The sequence below is a fragment of the Klebsiella sp. GG_Kp146 genome, from assembly GCF_040061975.1.
In the GTDB taxonomy this organism is placed as follows: domain Bacteria; phylum Pseudomonadota; class Gammaproteobacteria; order Enterobacterales; family Enterobacteriaceae; genus Klebsiella; species Klebsiella quasipneumoniae.
Genome location: NZ_JBEAHA010000001.1, coordinates 241,109 through 256,846, shown reverse-complemented (window position 1 = coordinate 256,846; position 15,738 = coordinate 241,109). Strand labels below are relative to the sequence as shown.

General features: G+C 56.2%; 16 protein-coding genes and 1 pseudogene. 8 read left to right on the top strand and 9 right to left on the bottom strand.

Translation table 11 applies throughout. The features are described from left to right. Positions 1 to 132: 132 nt before the first annotated feature. Positions 133 to 924, top strand: a complete 792-nt coding sequence (gene kdgR / locus ABLU95_RS01225) for a DNA-binding transcriptional regulator KdgR (protein WP_004203369.1) — start codon at positions 133 to 135, stop codon at positions 922 to 924. A 57-nt stretch (positions 925 to 981) separates the two neighbouring features. Here the strand turns inward: kdgR and ABLU95_RS01220 are convergent, their stop codons facing one another. Beyond that, on the bottom strand, positions 982 to 1,221 hold the full coding sequence (locus tag ABLU95_RS01220; protein WP_023290223.1) for a YobH family protein: 240 nt from the start codon (positions 1,219 to 1,221) through the stop codon (positions 982 to 984). A 159-nt stretch (positions 1,222 to 1,380) separates the two neighbouring features. Here ABLU95_RS01220 and mgrB point away from each other — a divergent pair, with 159 nt between their 5' ends. The 6 genes and pseudogenes from mgrB (at position 1,381) to rlmA (ending at position 5,639) form a co-directional block, all read left to right on the top strand. Further along, positions 1,381 to 1,524, top strand: a complete 144-nt coding sequence (gene mgrB, locus ABLU95_RS01215) for a PhoP/PhoQ regulator MgrB (RefSeq protein WP_002911375.1) — start codon at positions 1,381 to 1,383, stop codon at positions 1,522 to 1,524. A 74-nt stretch (positions 1,525 to 1,598) separates the two neighbouring features. Beyond that, on the top strand, positions 1,599 to 1,889 hold the full coding sequence (locus ABLU95_RS01210) for a YebO family protein (protein WP_023290222.1): 291 nt from the start codon (positions 1,599 to 1,601) through the stop codon (positions 1,887 to 1,889). Positions 1,890 to 2,480: 591 nt separating this feature from the next. Beyond that, positions 2,481 to 2,552, top strand: a pseudogene (locus ABLU95_RS01205) (DUF2627 domain-containing protein); the annotation flags it as partial. 85 nt (positions 2,553 to 2,637) lie between these two features. Further along, positions 2,638 to 2,847, top strand: a complete 210-nt coding sequence (gene cspE / locus ABLU95_RS01200; protein ID WP_001062678.1) for a transcription antiterminator/RNA stability regulator CspE — start codon at positions 2,638 to 2,640, stop codon at positions 2,845 to 2,847. A 187-nt stretch (positions 2,848 to 3,034) separates the two neighbouring features. After that, the gene (gene ftsI, locus ABLU95_RS01195) at positions 3,035 to 4,783 is read left to right on the top strand and encodes a peptidoglycan glycosyltransferase FtsI (protein ID WP_032428912.1); all 1,749 of its coding nucleotides are present in this window, start codon (positions 3,035 to 3,037) and stop codon (positions 4,781 to 4,783) included. A gap of 61 nt (positions 4,784 to 4,844) precedes the next feature. Further along, a complete protein-coding gene (gene rlmA / locus ABLU95_RS01190; RefSeq protein ID WP_065881180.1) occupies positions 4,845 to 5,639 on the top strand; it encodes a 23S rRNA (guanine(745)-N(1))-methyltransferase in 795 nt (264 codons plus the stop codon). 3 nt (positions 5,640 to 5,642) lie between these two features. Here rlmA and mntP read toward each other — a convergent pair whose 3' ends face one another. The 5 genes from mntP to manX all read right to left on the bottom strand — a co-directional run bounded on the left by mntP (position 5,643) and on the right by manX (position 9,842). Continuing rightward, positions 5,643 to 6,209 carry a manganese efflux pump MntP gene (gene mntP / locus ABLU95_RS01185; protein WP_241516503.1) on the bottom strand — a complete coding sequence of 189 codons (567 nt, stop codon included), beginning with the start codon at positions 6,207 to 6,209 and terminating at the stop codon, positions 5,643 to 5,645. Between the two features lie 419 nt (positions 6,210 to 6,628). Further along, positions 6,629 to 7,087, bottom strand: a complete 459-nt coding sequence (locus tag ABLU95_RS01180; protein WP_023290218.1) for a DUF986 family protein — start codon at positions 7,085 to 7,087, stop codon at positions 6,629 to 6,631. Between the two features lie 62 nt (positions 7,088 to 7,149). Then, on the bottom strand, positions 7,150 to 8,001 hold the full coding sequence (locus ABLU95_RS01175; protein WP_004145526.1) for a PTS mannose transporter subunit IID: 852 nt from the start codon (positions 7,999 to 8,001) through the stop codon (positions 7,150 to 7,152). Between the two features lie 12 nt (positions 8,002 to 8,013). Continuing rightward, on the bottom strand, positions 8,014 to 8,814 hold the full coding sequence (locus ABLU95_RS01170; protein ID WP_004203359.1) for a PTS mannose/fructose/sorbose transporter subunit IIC: 801 nt from the start codon (positions 8,812 to 8,814) through the stop codon (positions 8,014 to 8,016). A 56-nt stretch (positions 8,815 to 8,870) separates the two neighbouring features. Beyond that, on the bottom strand, positions 8,871 to 9,842 hold the full coding sequence (gene manX, locus ABLU95_RS01165; RefSeq protein ID WP_004203357.1) for a PTS mannose transporter subunit IIAB: 972 nt from the start codon (positions 9,840 to 9,842) through the stop codon (positions 8,871 to 8,873). A gap of 446 nt (positions 9,843 to 10,288) precedes the next feature. Between manX and yoaE the strand changes: the two genes are divergently transcribed. After that, positions 10,289 to 11,848: a CNNM family cation transport protein YoaE gene (gene yoaE, locus ABLU95_RS01160; protein ID WP_023290217.1), complete on the top strand. Its 1,560-nt coding sequence runs from the start codon at positions 10,289 to 10,291 to the stop codon at positions 11,846 to 11,848. Between the two features lie 36 nt (positions 11,849 to 11,884). Here the strand turns inward: yoaE and ABLU95_RS01155 are convergent, their stop codons facing one another. The 3 genes from ABLU95_RS01155 to ABLU95_RS01145 all read right to left on the bottom strand — a co-directional run bounded on the left by ABLU95_RS01155 (position 11,885) and on the right by ABLU95_RS01145 (position 15,736). Next, entirely contained in the window at positions 11,885 to 13,441 is a 1,557-nt protein-coding gene (locus ABLU95_RS01155; RefSeq protein WP_348878630.1) for an EAL domain-containing protein, read from the bottom strand. Positions 13,442 to 13,630: 189 nt separating this feature from the next. Continuing rightward, positions 13,631 to 14,995 carry an L-serine ammonia-lyase gene (gene sdaA, locus ABLU95_RS01150; protein WP_004203344.1) on the bottom strand — a complete coding sequence of 455 codons (1,365 nt, stop codon included), beginning with the start codon at positions 14,993 to 14,995 and terminating at the stop codon, positions 13,631 to 13,633. A gap of 162 nt (positions 14,996 to 15,157) precedes the next feature. Next, a complete protein-coding gene (locus ABLU95_RS01145; RefSeq protein ID WP_023290215.1) occupies positions 15,158 to 15,736 on the bottom strand; it encodes a CoA pyrophosphatase in 579 nt (192 codons plus the stop codon). Between the last annotated feature and the right edge of the window lie 2 nt (positions 15,737 to 15,738).

Below are 15,738 nucleotides of genomic sequence, written 5' to 3'. Positions count from 1 at the left end.
TAGCATTGATTATTCCGCAGTATGTCGCAGATTTGTAACGAAGTGGCAGAAGAATGATTGCGGCGCAGAGGCGGCGAATTTATAATAAAAACCGGTTCTAAATTTTATAAAACAGTTACGACGAGGTGATAAATGGCAGGTGCAGATTTGGATAAACAGCCAGATTCTGTCTCTTCGGTATTGAAGGTTTTCGGCATCCTGCAGGCGCTGGGTGAAGAGCGTGAAATTGGCATTACCGAACTGTCCCAGCGCGTCATGATGTCGAAAAGCACCGTTTATCGCTTTTTACAGACCATGAAATCACTGGGCTATGTGGCGCAGGAGGGAGAGTCTGAGAAATACTCCCTCACGCTCAAACTGTTCGAGCTGGGCGCGCGCGCGCTGCAGAACGTCGATCTGGTGCGCAGCGCCGATATTCAGATGCGGGAACTCTCCCGCCTGACGAAAGAGACTATCCATCTCGGCGCGCTGGATGAAGACAGTATTGTTTACATTCACAAGATTGATTCAATGTATAACCTGCGGATGTACTCGCGTATCGGCCGTCGCAACCCGCTGTACAGCACCGCGATTGGCAAGGTTCTGCTGGCGTGGCGCGATCGCAGCGAAGTGGAGCAGATCCTTGACGGCGTGGAGTATAAACGCAGCACCGAGCGGACCATCACCAGTACCGCTGAGTTGCTGAAGGTGCTGGATGGCGTTCGCGAGCAGGGGTATGGCGAAGATAACGAAGAGCAGGAAGAGGGGCTACGCTGCATCGGGGTACCGGTATTCGACCGTTTCGGCGTGGTCATCGCCGGGCTGAGTATCTCTTTCCCGACCTTACGTTTCTCTGAAGAACGTTTGCATGAATATGTGGCGATGCTGCACCAGGCGGCGCGCAAGATTTCTGAGCAGATGGGATATAACGACTACCCCTTCTGACACGGCGCTGAAGCATTCGGCGACCGCGGCGCTATCGTCGCGGTCGCCGGTTCGATCTTAGCCGTTATCGACGACGGTTGCGCTTTTACGCAGCAGCGGGCAGCTGCTGACGCCGATCACGCCGCTATTGGAATGCACATAAAGTGCGGTACTGACCCCACGGGCGGTGAGATATTGACACTTCAGGCCCAGACCGCCGACGTTTTCTTCACTGTGGAATAATACCCCGTAGCCGCTTAATAATACGCCAATCCATAAGATAGCCACTACGACAATAGTACGAATGATTAATCGCATTGATGCCTCATTATTTGTAAGATCCTTGCCGTGATTTTGACACGAACACGTTTTGAAACAAGTCGATGATTCCTAAACTTGCCTTTCGTATTACAGTTAGCCGCGGTTTAAGAAGGCCGTGTTATCCTGGCGACATAAAGTACTGATGCGGAGAGTGGAGTGAAAAAATTACGGTGGGTTTTACTGATAGTCATCATAGCAGGCTGCCTGTTGCTGTGGACTCAGATGCTTAACGTAATGTGCGACCAGGATGTTCAGTTTTTCAGCGGCATTTGCACTATCAATAAATTTATCCCGTGGTAAGACATTTTTCTGACGACTGATTTCCTTCTGCGCCGCGGGTGGTAGAATGAACGCCTTCTCTTTGAGGTGGTGAAATGAGTGAGTTACTAAATCCTGGGATCTTAAATCTGGCATCGCTGGCCGTGTCTGTGGCGCTGCTGCTTGTCGGTCTGTTGTTATGGTTCTTCGTCAACCGCGCCAGCTCGCGGGCGAATGAGCAGATAGAACTGCTGCAGGCGCTGTTGGATCAGCAAAAGCGGCAGAATGCGCTGCTACGTCGCCTGTGCGAAGCCAGTGCGCCGGAAAAAGAGGACGTGGCTGAGCCGACCGTCGCCGGTAAGGCGAAAGGGGAGGACGAGTTTATCCGCCTGGTGGCAGAGCGCTAAGTACCTCGACAGGTGTGCATCATAAGATGCGCACCTGCATGATAGCGGGCGGTAATATCTTATTCTTATTCCATTATTCCTTTCTCAATGTACTATCCTCTTTTTTACACGCTGTAAATAAAGTGATCTCCGCCGCGTTTATTGTTGGATAACGTGACGCTGTCATCTTTTTTTCATTATTAAGGTGCAGAATTAGCACTATTTTTAGCGTGACGACTAACAGGTTTTATTATCACTACACTGGCGTGGCTTTAGCGATTTTTCGTCTGGAGTTATAACGAATTTTGCGCATCAATATTCATCACGGCCCGCCAGTCGCCTGTATACTGGCAGTTCGTATACGGACATACCTGGACGAAGCGAAGTTGTTGAGCTATGGTAAAAAAGTTGCCGTTACCGGGCTGCGCTCTTGCGTTATTGATAAACGCCATAGCGCCTTGCCAGGGGCGACAAACACGCATAAATGTGCAGGCGATCAAAGGATTACCTTATAATTTGTGCGAACGATCGAGACACGTTTAAAAATGGCTTGCCATTATTTACGTAGTGTGTGATAACACCTTTCGGGTTAAACGAGGTACAGTTCTGTTTATGTGTGGCATTTTCAGTAAAGAAGTCCTGAGTAAACACGTTGTCGTTGAATACCGCTTCTCTGCCGAACCTTAAATTAGTGCCTCATGCAGTTATGTGTCAGTTTTATCTATGTAAACGCCAGCAGGCGAAGAAAACAGTCTAAGGAATTTTGCAAATGGCAAAGATTAAAGGTCAAGTTAAGTGGTTCAACGAGTCTAAAGGTTTTGGTTTCATTACTCCGGCTGATGGCAGCAAAGACGTGTTCGTACACTTCTCCGCTATCCAGGGTAACGGCTTCAAAACTCTGGCTGAAGGCCAGAACGTTGAGTTCGAAATTCAGGACGGACAGAAAGGTCCGGCTGCAGTTAACGTAACTGCTATCTGATACAAGACCACTCTTCTTGTATAAAAGCCTCGCCTGCGCGGGGCTTTTGCGTTTTTATTGCAAAGCATGTCATTTTTCTCCTTCTCGTCGCGTCTTGTTGCAAATACTCAACTTTATTAGCATTGTGTAGCAGTCTGTTTTGCTAATTTTCTGTTAAATCAGTTGGTTGCAAAACAATGCCGGAGCTATGGTGCTAAATAAAAAAATGAAGTCCGCCGCCAGCTTTACCCCGATTCGCTTCGGGTTACTCTGCGTGGCCATACTCGGTTGTCTGGGACTGCTATTGGCCCGCGTGGGCTGGCTGCAGATTATTTCCCCCGATAATCTGGTAAAACAAGAGGATATGCGTTCTCTGCGCGAAGAGCCCGTTGCGGTTGAGCGGGGGATGATCACCGACCGGGAAGGACGACCGCTGGCGGTGAGCGTTCCGGTCAGCGCAATCTGGATCGACCCGCAGACCACCATGGAGAAGGGCGGCGTCGGCTACGGACCCCGCTGGCAGGCGATGGCCGAAGCGCTGCATCTCAACCTCGGGGAACTGGCCCAGCGGGTACAGAGCCATCCCCACGCCCGCTTTCTCTATCTGGCGCGGCAGATCAATCCCGAGCAGGCGGCGTGGATTGATAAACTGCATCTGCCAGGCGTCTACCTGCGCGATGAATCGCGGCGTTTCTATCCGGCAGGCCATGTGGCTGCCAATCTGCTGGGCTTTACCAATGTCGATAATCAGGGCATCGAAGGGGTGGAGAAAAGCTTCAACGCCCAGCTGACCGGTAAACCCGGACGACGTCTGGTGCGGAAAGATAAACATGGCAATGTGATTGAGAACATTACCGAAGTACCACCGGTGCCGGCGCATAATCTGCAGCTGAGTATCGATGAGCGCCTGCAGACGGTGACGGAAGATGCCCTCGACAACGCTGTTCGCTGGAATAAAGCCGAGTCCGGGGCGGCGGTGCTGATTAAAATCGATACCGGCGAGATCCTGGCGATGGCCAGCTATCCGGACTTCAATCCCAACAATCGCGATGCCGCAACGCTGGATGATTTTCGCAACCGGGCCATCAGCGATACCTTCGAGCCGGGGTCGACCGTCAAACCGCTGGTGATCATGACCGCGCTGCAGCAGGGGATTGTCCAGCCGGACAGCGTCGTGGACACTCATCCGTTTGTCCTCGACGGCCACCGTATCCGCGATGTCGGCTATTATCCGGAACTGAGCCTGACCGGCATCCTGCAGAAATCCAGCGATACCGGTGTATCGCATCTCTCGCTCGCCATGCCGGTGCAGCATCTGATTGACACCTATACGGCTTTCGGCTTCGGCGAGCCGACGGGGTTGGGGTTGACCGGCGAAAGCGCCGGGCTGATGCCGCATCGTCGTTACTGGGGGCAACTGGATCGCGCCACCTTCGCTTTCGGCTATGGTTTGATGGTTACCCCGCTCCAGCTGGCGCACGTTTACGCCACCATCGGCGGCTTCGGCATACAACGACCGTTGTCGATCACCCGCATTGATCCGCCGGTGATTGGCACGCGCGTAATGCCGGAGAATATTGTTCACAGCGTGGAGCATATGATGGAGAGCGTGGCGCTCCCGGGCGGGGGCGGTACCAAAGCAGCGGTGCGCGACTACCGGGTGGCGGTAAAAACGGGGACGGCGAAGAAAATCGGTCCGGACGGCAAATATATCGACAAATATGTGGCCTATACCGCCGGCGTGGCGCCCGCCAGCCGTCCGCAGTTCGCGCTGGTTGTAGTGATGAACGACCCGAGCAATGGCTCCTATTACGGCGGGGCCGTTTCCGCCCCGGTATTCAGCCAGATTATGGGCGATGTCCTGCGGCTGGAGAACGTCATGCCGGACGGCATGCCACAAGGCGCAGAGAATCTGATCGTTATGCACGACAGCCACCCGCTGGCGCCGGCGCTGTAACAGTGGTCTGCAGGGGCGAATAGCGCTACACTTTCGCCCTTTCAGCGACACCGGAGCCGTCATGTCATACAGTTGCCCCCTTTGCCACGCGCCGCTCAGCCGTAGCGACAATCACTATTCCTGCCCGCAGCGGCACCAGTTCGATCTGGCGAAAGAGGGGTACGTCAATCTGCTACCGGTGCAGTTCAAACGGTCGCGCGATCCCGGCGACAGCGCTGAGATGATGCAGGCCCGCCGGGCGTTCCTCGACGCTGGACATTATCAGCCGCTGCGGGACGCTATCGCTGAGCGACTGCGGCACGCTGCCCCTCAGGCATTACTGGATATCGGCTGCGGCGAAGGCTATTACACCCACGCATTTGCCGCCATCGCCAGCCGCAGCTGGGGGCTGGACGTGTCGAAGTCGGCAATCCGCGCGGCGGCGAAACGCTATCCGCAGGTGAATTTTTGCGTCGCCTCCAGCCAGCGGCTGCCATTCTCCGATAACAGCTTCGATGCGGTGGTGCGCATTTACGCCCCCTGCAACGCCGGTGAGCTGGCGCGGGTGGTGCGGCCCGGCGGATGGGTGATCACTGCCACGCCGGGCCCTCGCCATCTGCTGGAGCTGAAAGGGCTGATTTACGATGAGATCCGCCTGCATGAGCTGAAGACGGAAGCGATGCCGGGGTTCCGCCTGGATGCTCAGCAGCAGCTGGCTTATCCGATGACCCTGACGGGAAGTGAAGCGCAGGCCCTGCTGCAGATGACGCCGTTCGCGTGGCGGGCCAAAGCCGAAGTGCATGACGCGCTGCGTCAGCAGGCGACCTTTGGCTGCCAGACCGATTTTATGATCCATTGCTGGCAGCGTGAGGAGTAAAGCTTAACCGGCGAAATGGCTCCAGAGAATTTCGCTGCCGATGCCAATCAGTACGATACCGCCGAGAATTTCGGCCCGCTTGCCCAGCAGCGGGCCGATAAAGCGACCCACCATGATCCCCAGCGTCGACATGATAAAGGTGGTGCAGCCGATCGCCAGCGCGGTGGTCACAATGCTGACCTGCAGGAAGGCCAGACCGACGCCGACGGCCATCGCGTCAAGGCTGGTGGCGAAGGCGGTGGTGACCAGCAGCCAGAAGCCATGCCGGCGAGGCGCCTCGCACGCCTCGTCGCTATCGCCGCGAAGCCCTTCGACAATCATCCGCCCGCCGAGAAACACCAGCAGAATAAAAGCAATCCAGTGATTCCACTCGAGCACAAACTGGCTGGCCAGCATGCCCAGTCCCCAGCCGACCAGCGGCGTCAGGGTTTCAATGGCGCCAAAAATCAGCCCGGTGCGTACAGCTTCTGAGAATTTGGGTTTATGCAGGGTGGCGCCTTTGCCGATAGAGGCCGCGAAGGCGTCCATAGACATGCCGAAAGCGAGAAGAAGGGTTGCGGATAAATTCATGTGCCTGTCCTGACCGGGGATAATCCATATGACACATCGCTGCCCCCAGTAAATATACGCGGAGCCGCTCAATGGCTGAGCAATACGTACAGCAGTGATGTATCTATGGTCTCGCCTGATTGAATCACTTCAACCCGTACGTGCCACGTTTTGCAACGAGTATGTTGACACGTACATTTCCTGACGGGCAGGAAATCGGCTACTCCCCAACGACGGGCGCAACCTTAACATATTTTTAGAATATAAAACAATAACAGAAGAGGGCTATTTTAATAACCAAATGATAACGATTTTCATTTGAATTTATAAGTAAATAAATAGTTAATGAAAAACAGAAGGGCAGAGGGGGAAATATAGCCATGGCTATATAATTCCCCAGACGAAATCTGAAAAAACATAGCGTTGGCTATATTTTTAACTCATTGAGTTGAAACGAGAAGTTTGTATATTTTCTCCAGATCGTCGATATTTCGTACGCGAATCAGCAGCCGCCGTTGCTCTAATTGCATCACCAGTACACCGTCTTCGGATAAATTCATCTCTTTAATTCGCTGATATTCTATCCACACGTTGGCGAAGAAAAAGCCGCGCGGTTTAAAAATGATTTTCGGCGTACGGATCCAGAATAAATAGAGTCCCATCAGCGCCAGCGCAGATAATAGCCAGGTGGTGATCGCGGTGCCGTGCTGGGTGATGTTGTTATAGATCAGAATGGCGATGAGGCCGACAAAGATCATGCCGTCAACGCGGCTGCGGCGAAGCAGGGGGATGGCCAGCAGCACCGGGCCGTTGCGCCTCGGCATAATAAACTGGTCATACACCGCGTAGGCCAGTAGCGCAAGGATAAACAGGATGATCACCAGGTCCGTGAATGTCATTGCTTTGCGTTCCTCCTGATAAAAAAAAGCCGGGGGCAAGCCCCCGGCGTACAACCTGGAAATTACAGACCCAGCAGACCGACAGCGTAGCCCGCGATACCGATGACAAAGAAGCCAACGATGATCCACAGCGGGTTAACTTTCTTACGCAGCAGCCACATACAGGCGAAGGTCAACAGCAGCGGTACCAGGCCCGGCATCAGCTGGTCGAGGATCGTCTGCACCGTGGTGACGTGAACCTGTCCGTCAGAGCCGGTGATTTTTGACACCACCATCGGAATGTTCACGTGCGTCCACTTGTTAACCAGCGCCCCCATGACAAACAGGCCGAGGATTGACGCCCCCTCAGTCAGTTTCTGCAGGAAGCCGCCGCCCATATCTTTCACGATGTCCACGCCTTTGCGGTAACCGTAGGCGACGCCATAGTAGCGGGTCAGTAGTCGCACCGCGTTGAACAGGATAAAGAACAGCAGTGGTCCGAGCAGGCTTCCGCTCATCGCGATCCCGGCGCCTAAGGCCGCGAACACCGGACGCACCGTACCCCAGAAGATCGGGTCGCCGACGCCGGCCAGCGGCCCCATCAGACCGACTTTGATGCCGTTGATGGCGCCATCGTCAATCTCTGCGCCATTGGCGCGCTGCTCTTCCATCGCCAGCGTTACGCCCAGTACCGGCGCGGCAACGTAAGGATGGGTATTGAAGAACTCAAGGTGACGCTTAATCGCCTGCTTACGCGCATCGTTGTTCTCCGGGTAGAGACGACGAATCGCCGGAACCATAGAGAAGCAGAAGCCCAGCGCCTGCATACGTTCGAAGTTCCATGAACCCTGGAACAGGTTAGAACGAATGAACACGCCACGAATATCACTCTGAGTGAGTTTTTTCTCGGTGGTATTTTTAGTCATATCAACCATTTCGCTCACCTGTTAGTCCAGTTCGTTATCGAGATCGTTGTTACCAGCCGCCTGAGCCGGGGCACCGGCGACGCGGTTATATTTCGGGCTCAGCTGGATGTAGAGGATTGCCATGACCGCGCCAATCACGCCCAGGGCCACCAGGTTGAAGTTGGTGAAGGCGGCAGTGACGAAGCCGAGGTAGAAGAACGGCATCAGGTAGCCCGCGCGCATCATATTGATGACCATCGCGTAACCTACAACCACGATCATGCCGCCGGCGATGTTCAGGCCGCTGGTAACCACTTCAGGGATCGCATTCAGCAGGCCCTGGACTTCGCTGGTACCGACGGAAATGGCCACGATGACGGCCGGGATAGCGATACGCATCGCCTGCAGGAACAGGGATGAGACGTGCAGCCACGACAGGGCGGTCAGGTTGCCATTCTCCGCCGCTTTATCCGCTGCGTGCTGGAAGGCTACGGTGATGGTACGCACGATGATGGTCAGCACCTGGCCTGCAGCCGCCAGCGGGATAGCCAGCGCGATGCCGGCGCCGATGCTCTGATGGCCGGCAATAACCAGAACGGTGGAAATAATGGACGCCAGCGCGGCATCAGGGGCAACCGCCGCACCGATGTTCATCCAGCCCAGGGCGATCATTTCCAGCGTACCGCCGATGATAATACCGGTTTTCATATCGCCGAGAACGGCGCCGATCAGCGTACAGGCGACCAGAGGACGGTGGAACTGAAATTCATCAAGCACCGACTCCATACCCGCAATACACGCGACGATGAACACCAGCACAATCTGAAGAAGGGTAATCTCCATTGTACTTCTCCTGTTGATTAAGTCTTAAAGTGAAAACTGGGGCGCGATCGTCCGGGTTATTTATCAACCTTGGCGATCAGATCCATCATTTTCAGTTTCGGGTCGGTGGACACTTTACGTGCCTCCAGCTCGATACCGCGTGCGTTCAGCTTGTTAAACGCCTCAATATCTTTGGCATCGACCGAAATCGCGTTGTTAACCTGGGTTTTGCCCTGGCGGAACGCCATACCGCCGATGTTGACGCTGGTGATTTTCACGCCGCCCTCGACGACGCGCTCAACGTCGGTCGGGTTAGTAAACAGCAGCATCACGCGCTGTCCGGCGTACATCGGGTTGTTGTAGACGCGGATCATTTTGGCGACGTCCACCACGTGAGCGGTGACGCCCGGCGGCGCAACCTGGGTCAACAGGGTTTTGCGCACGGTATCCGCGGCGACTTCGTCGCTGACGACGATGATGCGGGTGACGTTGGTCTCTTTGGTCCAGCGGGTGGCGACCTGACCATGGATCAGGCGGTCGTCGATACGCGCAAGGCCAATGACCATGTAGTCATTCGGGCCCATCGGTTTGGCCGGGGCGGCGGCTTTTGGCGCCGCGGCAGGAGCGGGCGCAGGGGCCGCTTTTTCCACCGGTTTGGCCTTCAGCGCTTTCACGCCTTCGCTGCCGGTCTCTACCGCTAAGGCGACCAGCTCATCAAAGGAAGGATCGTCATCGCGGGCCATGAAGGTTTCCACCAGCATCGGGATGTTGACGCCGGCGATAACTTCGTAGTGCTCTTTATCGACGACAATGCGGCTCGCAGCGTTGAACGGGCTGCCTCCCCATGTATCGACGAGAAACAGCACGCCTTTACTGGTATCCAGTTTTGCCAACTGGGCATTGTATTTCTCGATCAGCGTTTCGGCGTTTTCACCCGGAACGAAATCGATCCAGCCAACGTTTTCCTGCTCGCCCAACAGCATCTCTGCTGTTTTCAGCAGCTGTTCTGCAGCCCAACCATGTGTGCCTATTACAATAGCAATCGTCACTTGCTACCTCCTTTATTATCGTGAATGCATCATCTGCTTTGATACATCCTGAATCACTCTTGAGGACAAAATCGATTCAGTTAGGGTGTAAGATAGAAAATAGTTACTACCGCGAATTATTTTAGACAGTGAAAAAATAATTAATGTGATGAAGATCCGTTAATCAGGCATCGCCTGGTAATAATTTTGCAGCGCAAAAAATAGCCTTAGTTATTGCAAATTCAGGTAAATCTTTTCCAATTTCGATCTATATTTTGCTATGTTTAACTTCCGTTTAATTACTCAGGAGTATAGGGCATAGCCCGCAGTATGGACCGTCATCGACGTCTTTTCACTTTCTGGCACCTGGTTGCCACCTCCACGCATCACGCTTATCTCTCAGCATCTATTGTCGCGTCCGTGCATGACATGGCGATGACTGACGTTGCCGCTAACCGGAGTCGCACATGGAATTGTTAATGGATCCCTCAATCTGGGCCGGCCTGTTGACGCTTATCGTTCTGGAAATTGTGCTCGGTATCGATAACCTGGTGTTTATTGCCATCCTGGCGGACAAGCTGCCGCCGAAGCAGCGTGATAAAGCGCGACTGATCGGCCTGTCGCTGGCGCTGGTGATGCGCCTGGGGCTGCTGTCGGTGATCTCCTGGATGGTGACGCTGACTAAGCCGCTGATTACTATCGCCGATTTCTCCTTTTCCGGGCGTGACCTCATCATGCTGCTCGGCGGGATCTTCTTGCTGTTCAAGGCGACAACCGAGCTGCATGAACGGCTGGAAAACCGCCAGCATGACGCCGGTCACGGGAAAGGCTATGCCAGTTTCTGGGTAGTGGTACTGCAGATCGTGGTGCTGGATGCTGTCTTCTCTCTGGATGCGGTGATCACCGCGGTCGGGATGGTGAACCATCTGCCGGTGATGATGGCGGCGGTCGTGATCGCGATGATTATGATGCTGCTGGCGTCGAAGCCGTTGACGCGCTTTGTCAACCAGCACCCGACGGTGGTGGTGCTCTGTCTGAGCTTCCTGTTGATGATCGGCCTGAGCCTGGTGGCGGAAGGGTTTGGCTTCCATATTCCGAAAGGGTACCTGTACGCGGCGATCGGTTTCTCGATCATCATTGAGTTCTTTAACCAGGTGGCGCGCCGCAACTTTGTACGTCACCAGTCGACGCTGCCGCTGCGCGCCCGTACCGCGGATGCGATCCTGCGCCTGATGGGCGGCCGTAAACAGGCCTCCGTCAACCACGACGCCGACAGCCCGGCGTCGGTGCCGGTACCGGAGGGCGCCTTTGCGGAAGAAGAGCGCTACATGATTAACGGCGTGCTGACGCTGGCTCAGCGCTCTCTGCGCAGCATCATGACTCCGCGCGGGGAAATCAGCTGGGTGGACGCTGAGCAGAGTGAAGATGAAATTCGCCGTCAGCTGCTTTCGTCGCCGCACAGTCTGTTCCCGGTCTGCCGCGGAGAACTGGACGAAATCATTGGCATCGTGCGGGCGAAAGAGATGCTGGTGGCCCTGGAGTCGGGCGAAAACGTCGCGGCGCTGGCCTCCGCCTCTCCGGCGATTGTGGTGCCTGAAACGCTGGACCCGATCAATCTGCTCGGCGTCCTGCGTCGCGCGCGCGGCAGTTTCGTCATCGTGACCAATGAATTTGGCGTGGTGCAGGGGCTGGTGACGCCGCTGGACGTCCTGGAAGCGATCGCCGGTGAATTCCCGGACGCCGATGAGACGCCGGAGATCGTTATCGATGGCGACGGCTGGCTTATTAAGGGGTCGACCGACCTGCATGCGCTGCAGCAGGCGCTGGGGCTGGATCCGCTGATCAATGACGATGAGGATATTGCCACCGTTGCCGGTCTTGTGATCTCCGCTAATGGCCATATCCCGCGCATTGGCGACGTGGTGTCGCTGCCGCCGCTGCATTTCACCGTGGTGGAAGCGAATGACTACCGGGTCGATCTGGTTCGCGCGGTGGTCACCCGTCCGCCGAGCGACGAAGAAGAGTAATCGTCCTGCGCGCCGGTCCCCGTGGGGGCCGGCGAGTTATTCTGTTGCCTCTTGACTGGCCAGCCACGCCGGGAACGCCTCCACTGGCATCGGCCGCGCATAATAAAACCCCTGCAGCACATCGACGCCGTGGTTTCTGAGGTAATTTTCCTGCTCCAGCGTCTCCACCCCTTCGGCAACGGTAATAATATTCAGCCGGTTGGCGAGGGAGATAATGATATCGGTCACCGTGGCATTGACGCTGTCTATCCCCACCGAGCTGGTAAACGAGCGGTCAATCTTCAGCACGTCCGGGCGCAGTTTTTCCAGCCATGAGAGCGAACTGTTGCCGGTGCCAAAGTCATCGATCGCCAGCTGTACGCCTTTCAGGTGCAGATCTTCGGCCATATGCTGGTCGCCATCCTGCAGGACATCGCGTTCGGTCAGCTCGACCACCAACTGCTGTACCGGGTTCATGCTGAACCAGTAATTATGCAGGTCATGCAGCAGTAAGCCGTTGGCGAAGTGGCGGGCAGCGACGTTAATGGCGATATGAAATTGGCGGTCGCTGGGAAAAACATCCAGACGGCGGGCGGTTTCGGCAATGACGTAGCGGGTGAGGGGGATGATCAGATTGTCCCCTTCGGCGATGGGAATAAACACCTCCGGCGAAATCGCTCCGCGGCGAGGGTTGTTCCAGCGCAGCAGGATCTCCACCCCGCAGCAGCGGCCGCTGCGCGCATCCTGCAGCGGCTGGCACCAGAGGGCAAACTCCCGGGCGGAAATACCGAGGCTTATCTCCCGCGAGAAGCTCATTCTTCCGGCGGTGGCCAGCCAGGCGATGCCTGTCATTAGCAGGCTGAAGATCAGCCCCAGCGGCAGCTCGCCGGGCAGTTCTTCGAGGGCGATTGTCGAGGCGCCAGGGCCGTTGATGTTGATGGTAAACGGAAACTCGCCAGAGCGTAGGCGATAAATCACCGTTCCCTGCGGGGTATGCGTTTTATCGAGAAGCCCATGGCGGCTGCTAAAATAACGATCGCCAACCTGCAGGCTGACGTCGCTTATCAGGGATGATTTTTCGTTGAGAATTAAGGTCCCCAGCAGCTCGATATTGACAATCAACATCACGCCGTCCTGGCCGCTTTCCGGGGTGGGGTACCACTGGATCAATACCGGCGTCCCTTTAAGCAGCGATTTTTCGGTTGAAAAGAGTAATAAGGGATGGGGGGCTGGCAGCGAGGGCTGCAGCTGGTGTAAATCCGCCTGCCGTTGCCCGAAAATACTCGAACAGTAAACGATACCGTCCGTCACGAGGACGACGGAACGAACGGTCTGCAACGAGGCTGCCATTTTGCGCAGGGTCAGATGGATATCCGGGCAGCGTTTGCCCACCAGAGGAAGCAGGGTGGTGCGCTCCGCGCTCAGCGGGCGCAGGATGTTATTCAGCGCCGCCACCCGCTGGCTGGCGGCCGTGCGGATATAGTCTTCATTTTCGCTACGCTGCGAAATAAATCGAATGGCTAAGGTGGCGCCCAGGGTCACCAGGGCGACCAGCAGGCAGACTATAATGCGTTTGCGGCGATAGGCCGTAATGACTTTTTGTGCAGTCTGCATGTGCGACACCCTGTCGACAGGACGAGAGGTTAAGCGTGGCTTATTTAATAGAGCAATTGTAGTGGCAGAATATCGCCAGGTATAGAAAAAAGAAAATGCGCCACGGAGGGCGCATCAGGAAGGCAGGGGCTTTTAGTTACCCTCGCTCCGCGCCTGCGCCCCGGGAGGCGGCAGGCGAAAGCCAACATGTTAGTCACACTGAACTTTAATCGCCAGGCCGCCTCGCGAGGTTTCGCGGTACTTGGCGTTCATGTCTTTGCCGGTTTCGTACATGGTCTCGATCACTTTATCGAGCGAGACGCGCGGTTCGCTGGTGCGGCGCATCGCCATCCGCGCGGCGTTGATCGCTTTCACGGAGGCGATGGCGTTACGTTCTATGCACGGCACCTGTACCTGGCCGGCGACCGGGTCGCAGGTCAGGCCGAGGTTGTGTTCCATACCGATCTCCGCCGCCACGCAGACCTGCTCCGGGCTGGCGCCGAGCAGTTCAGCCAGACCCGCCGCCGCCATCGAGCAGGCGACGCCCACTTCGCCCTGACAGCCGACTTCGGCGCCGGAAATGGAGGCATTCATCTTGTACAGCGCGCCGATCGCACCGCAGGCCATAAAGTAGCGGATATAGATCTCCGGGCTGACGGATTCGATAAAGTGATCGTAATAGGCGAGTACCGCCGGAACGATGCCGCAGGCGCCGTTGGTCGGCGCGGTCACCACGCGACCGCCGGCGGCGTTCTCTTCATTGACCGCCAGCGCGAACATGTTGACCCAGTCAACGACGTTCATCGGATCGCTGGAGAGCTTATCGCTGGCCACCAGCAGACGACGCAGCGCCGAGGCGCGACGCGGCACGCGCAGCGGGCCAGGCAGCACGCCTTCGGTGTTCATGCCGCGGTCGATACAGGCGCGCATGGTCTGCCAGACATTAGCGAAATAGTCCTCGATCTCTTTTTTGCTGTGCAGCGCCAGCTCGTTCTGCATTACCATCCCGGAGAGCGACAGGCCGGTCTCTTTGCAGTAGGCCAGCATTTCCTGCGCCGATTTAAACGGGTAGGGCACCTGCAGTTCGTTGGCGTTTTCTTTGCCGAAGTGCTCTTCGTCGACGATAAAGCCGCCGCCAATCGAGTAATAGGTCTTGCAGTAGATCTCTTTCTCGCCGGCCCAGGCATGAATGGTCATGCCGTTTTCGTGCAGCGGCAGATTGTCGCTGCGAAAACGCATGCCGTCATCCGCCGGGAAGTCGACTTCGTGCTGACCGTTGGCCAGCAGCAGACGGCCGCGTGTCTCGACGTCACGGATAAATGCCGGTATCGCGTCTATATCGACCGTATCGGGCTGATTGCCCGCCAGTCCCATGATAATGGCGATGTCCGTATGGTGGCCTTTGCCGGTTAATGACAGCGAACCGTAGACGTCAACCGCCACGCGGGTCACTGCATTAAGCAATCCTTTTTCGACCAGGTCATCGACGAACTGTTTACCGGCCTTCATCGGGCCAACAGTGTGGGAAGATGAGGGACCAATCCCCACCTTGAACATGTCGAATAGACTAATCACGATAATACTCCTGACAGGGTTACCGCGGGTGCGGTAACGATGTAATAACTGCGCATAGTGTAAGAGGGAAGCGCCCTGTCAGTTCAACTATTCACATGAATTAAACTAATGGATAACCGCGATTTTACTAATAGTGAGAGCGCCCTCTCATAATCAGTATAGCTAAGGGCGCGCGCCTATCTGCAGCGCCAGCTCGCGAATGATCCCGGCGGTCATCCCCCAGACAAAATAATGCTGGTACCAGGAGAGCCAGACGCGGTGGTCGTTGCCCCGGCGGTGGATATCGAGCGGATGATAGCGCCCGAGGCGCAGGGCCTCGGCGAGCGGCATTTCAAATACCGCGGAGACTTCGTCCTGGCTGGCGTGATAGTGCAGATCCGGCGGAATAATACCCACCACCGGCGTCACCTGGAAGCCGGTGACGCTGTCCACCGGCGGCAGAACGCCAATCACCTCAACCGTCTCCGGCGGGATCGCCACCTCTTCCTGGGCTTCGCGCAGAGCGGCGGCGATAAGGGTCGCATCGGTATTATCTACCGCCCCGCCGGGAAAGGCGACCTGGCCGGCGTGCTTGCGCAGCAGCGGCGAGCGCTGGGTCAGCAGCAGGCCAGGCTGCGGCCGGCGCACGATCGGCACCAGTACCGCCGCCTGCCGCTGATTGAGCGCATGGCGCGAAGGCTGAGGGCGCAGCAGCTGGAAGCGGGACAGAAAATCATCCAGATTGAGGGCGTGGTCCGCCATGG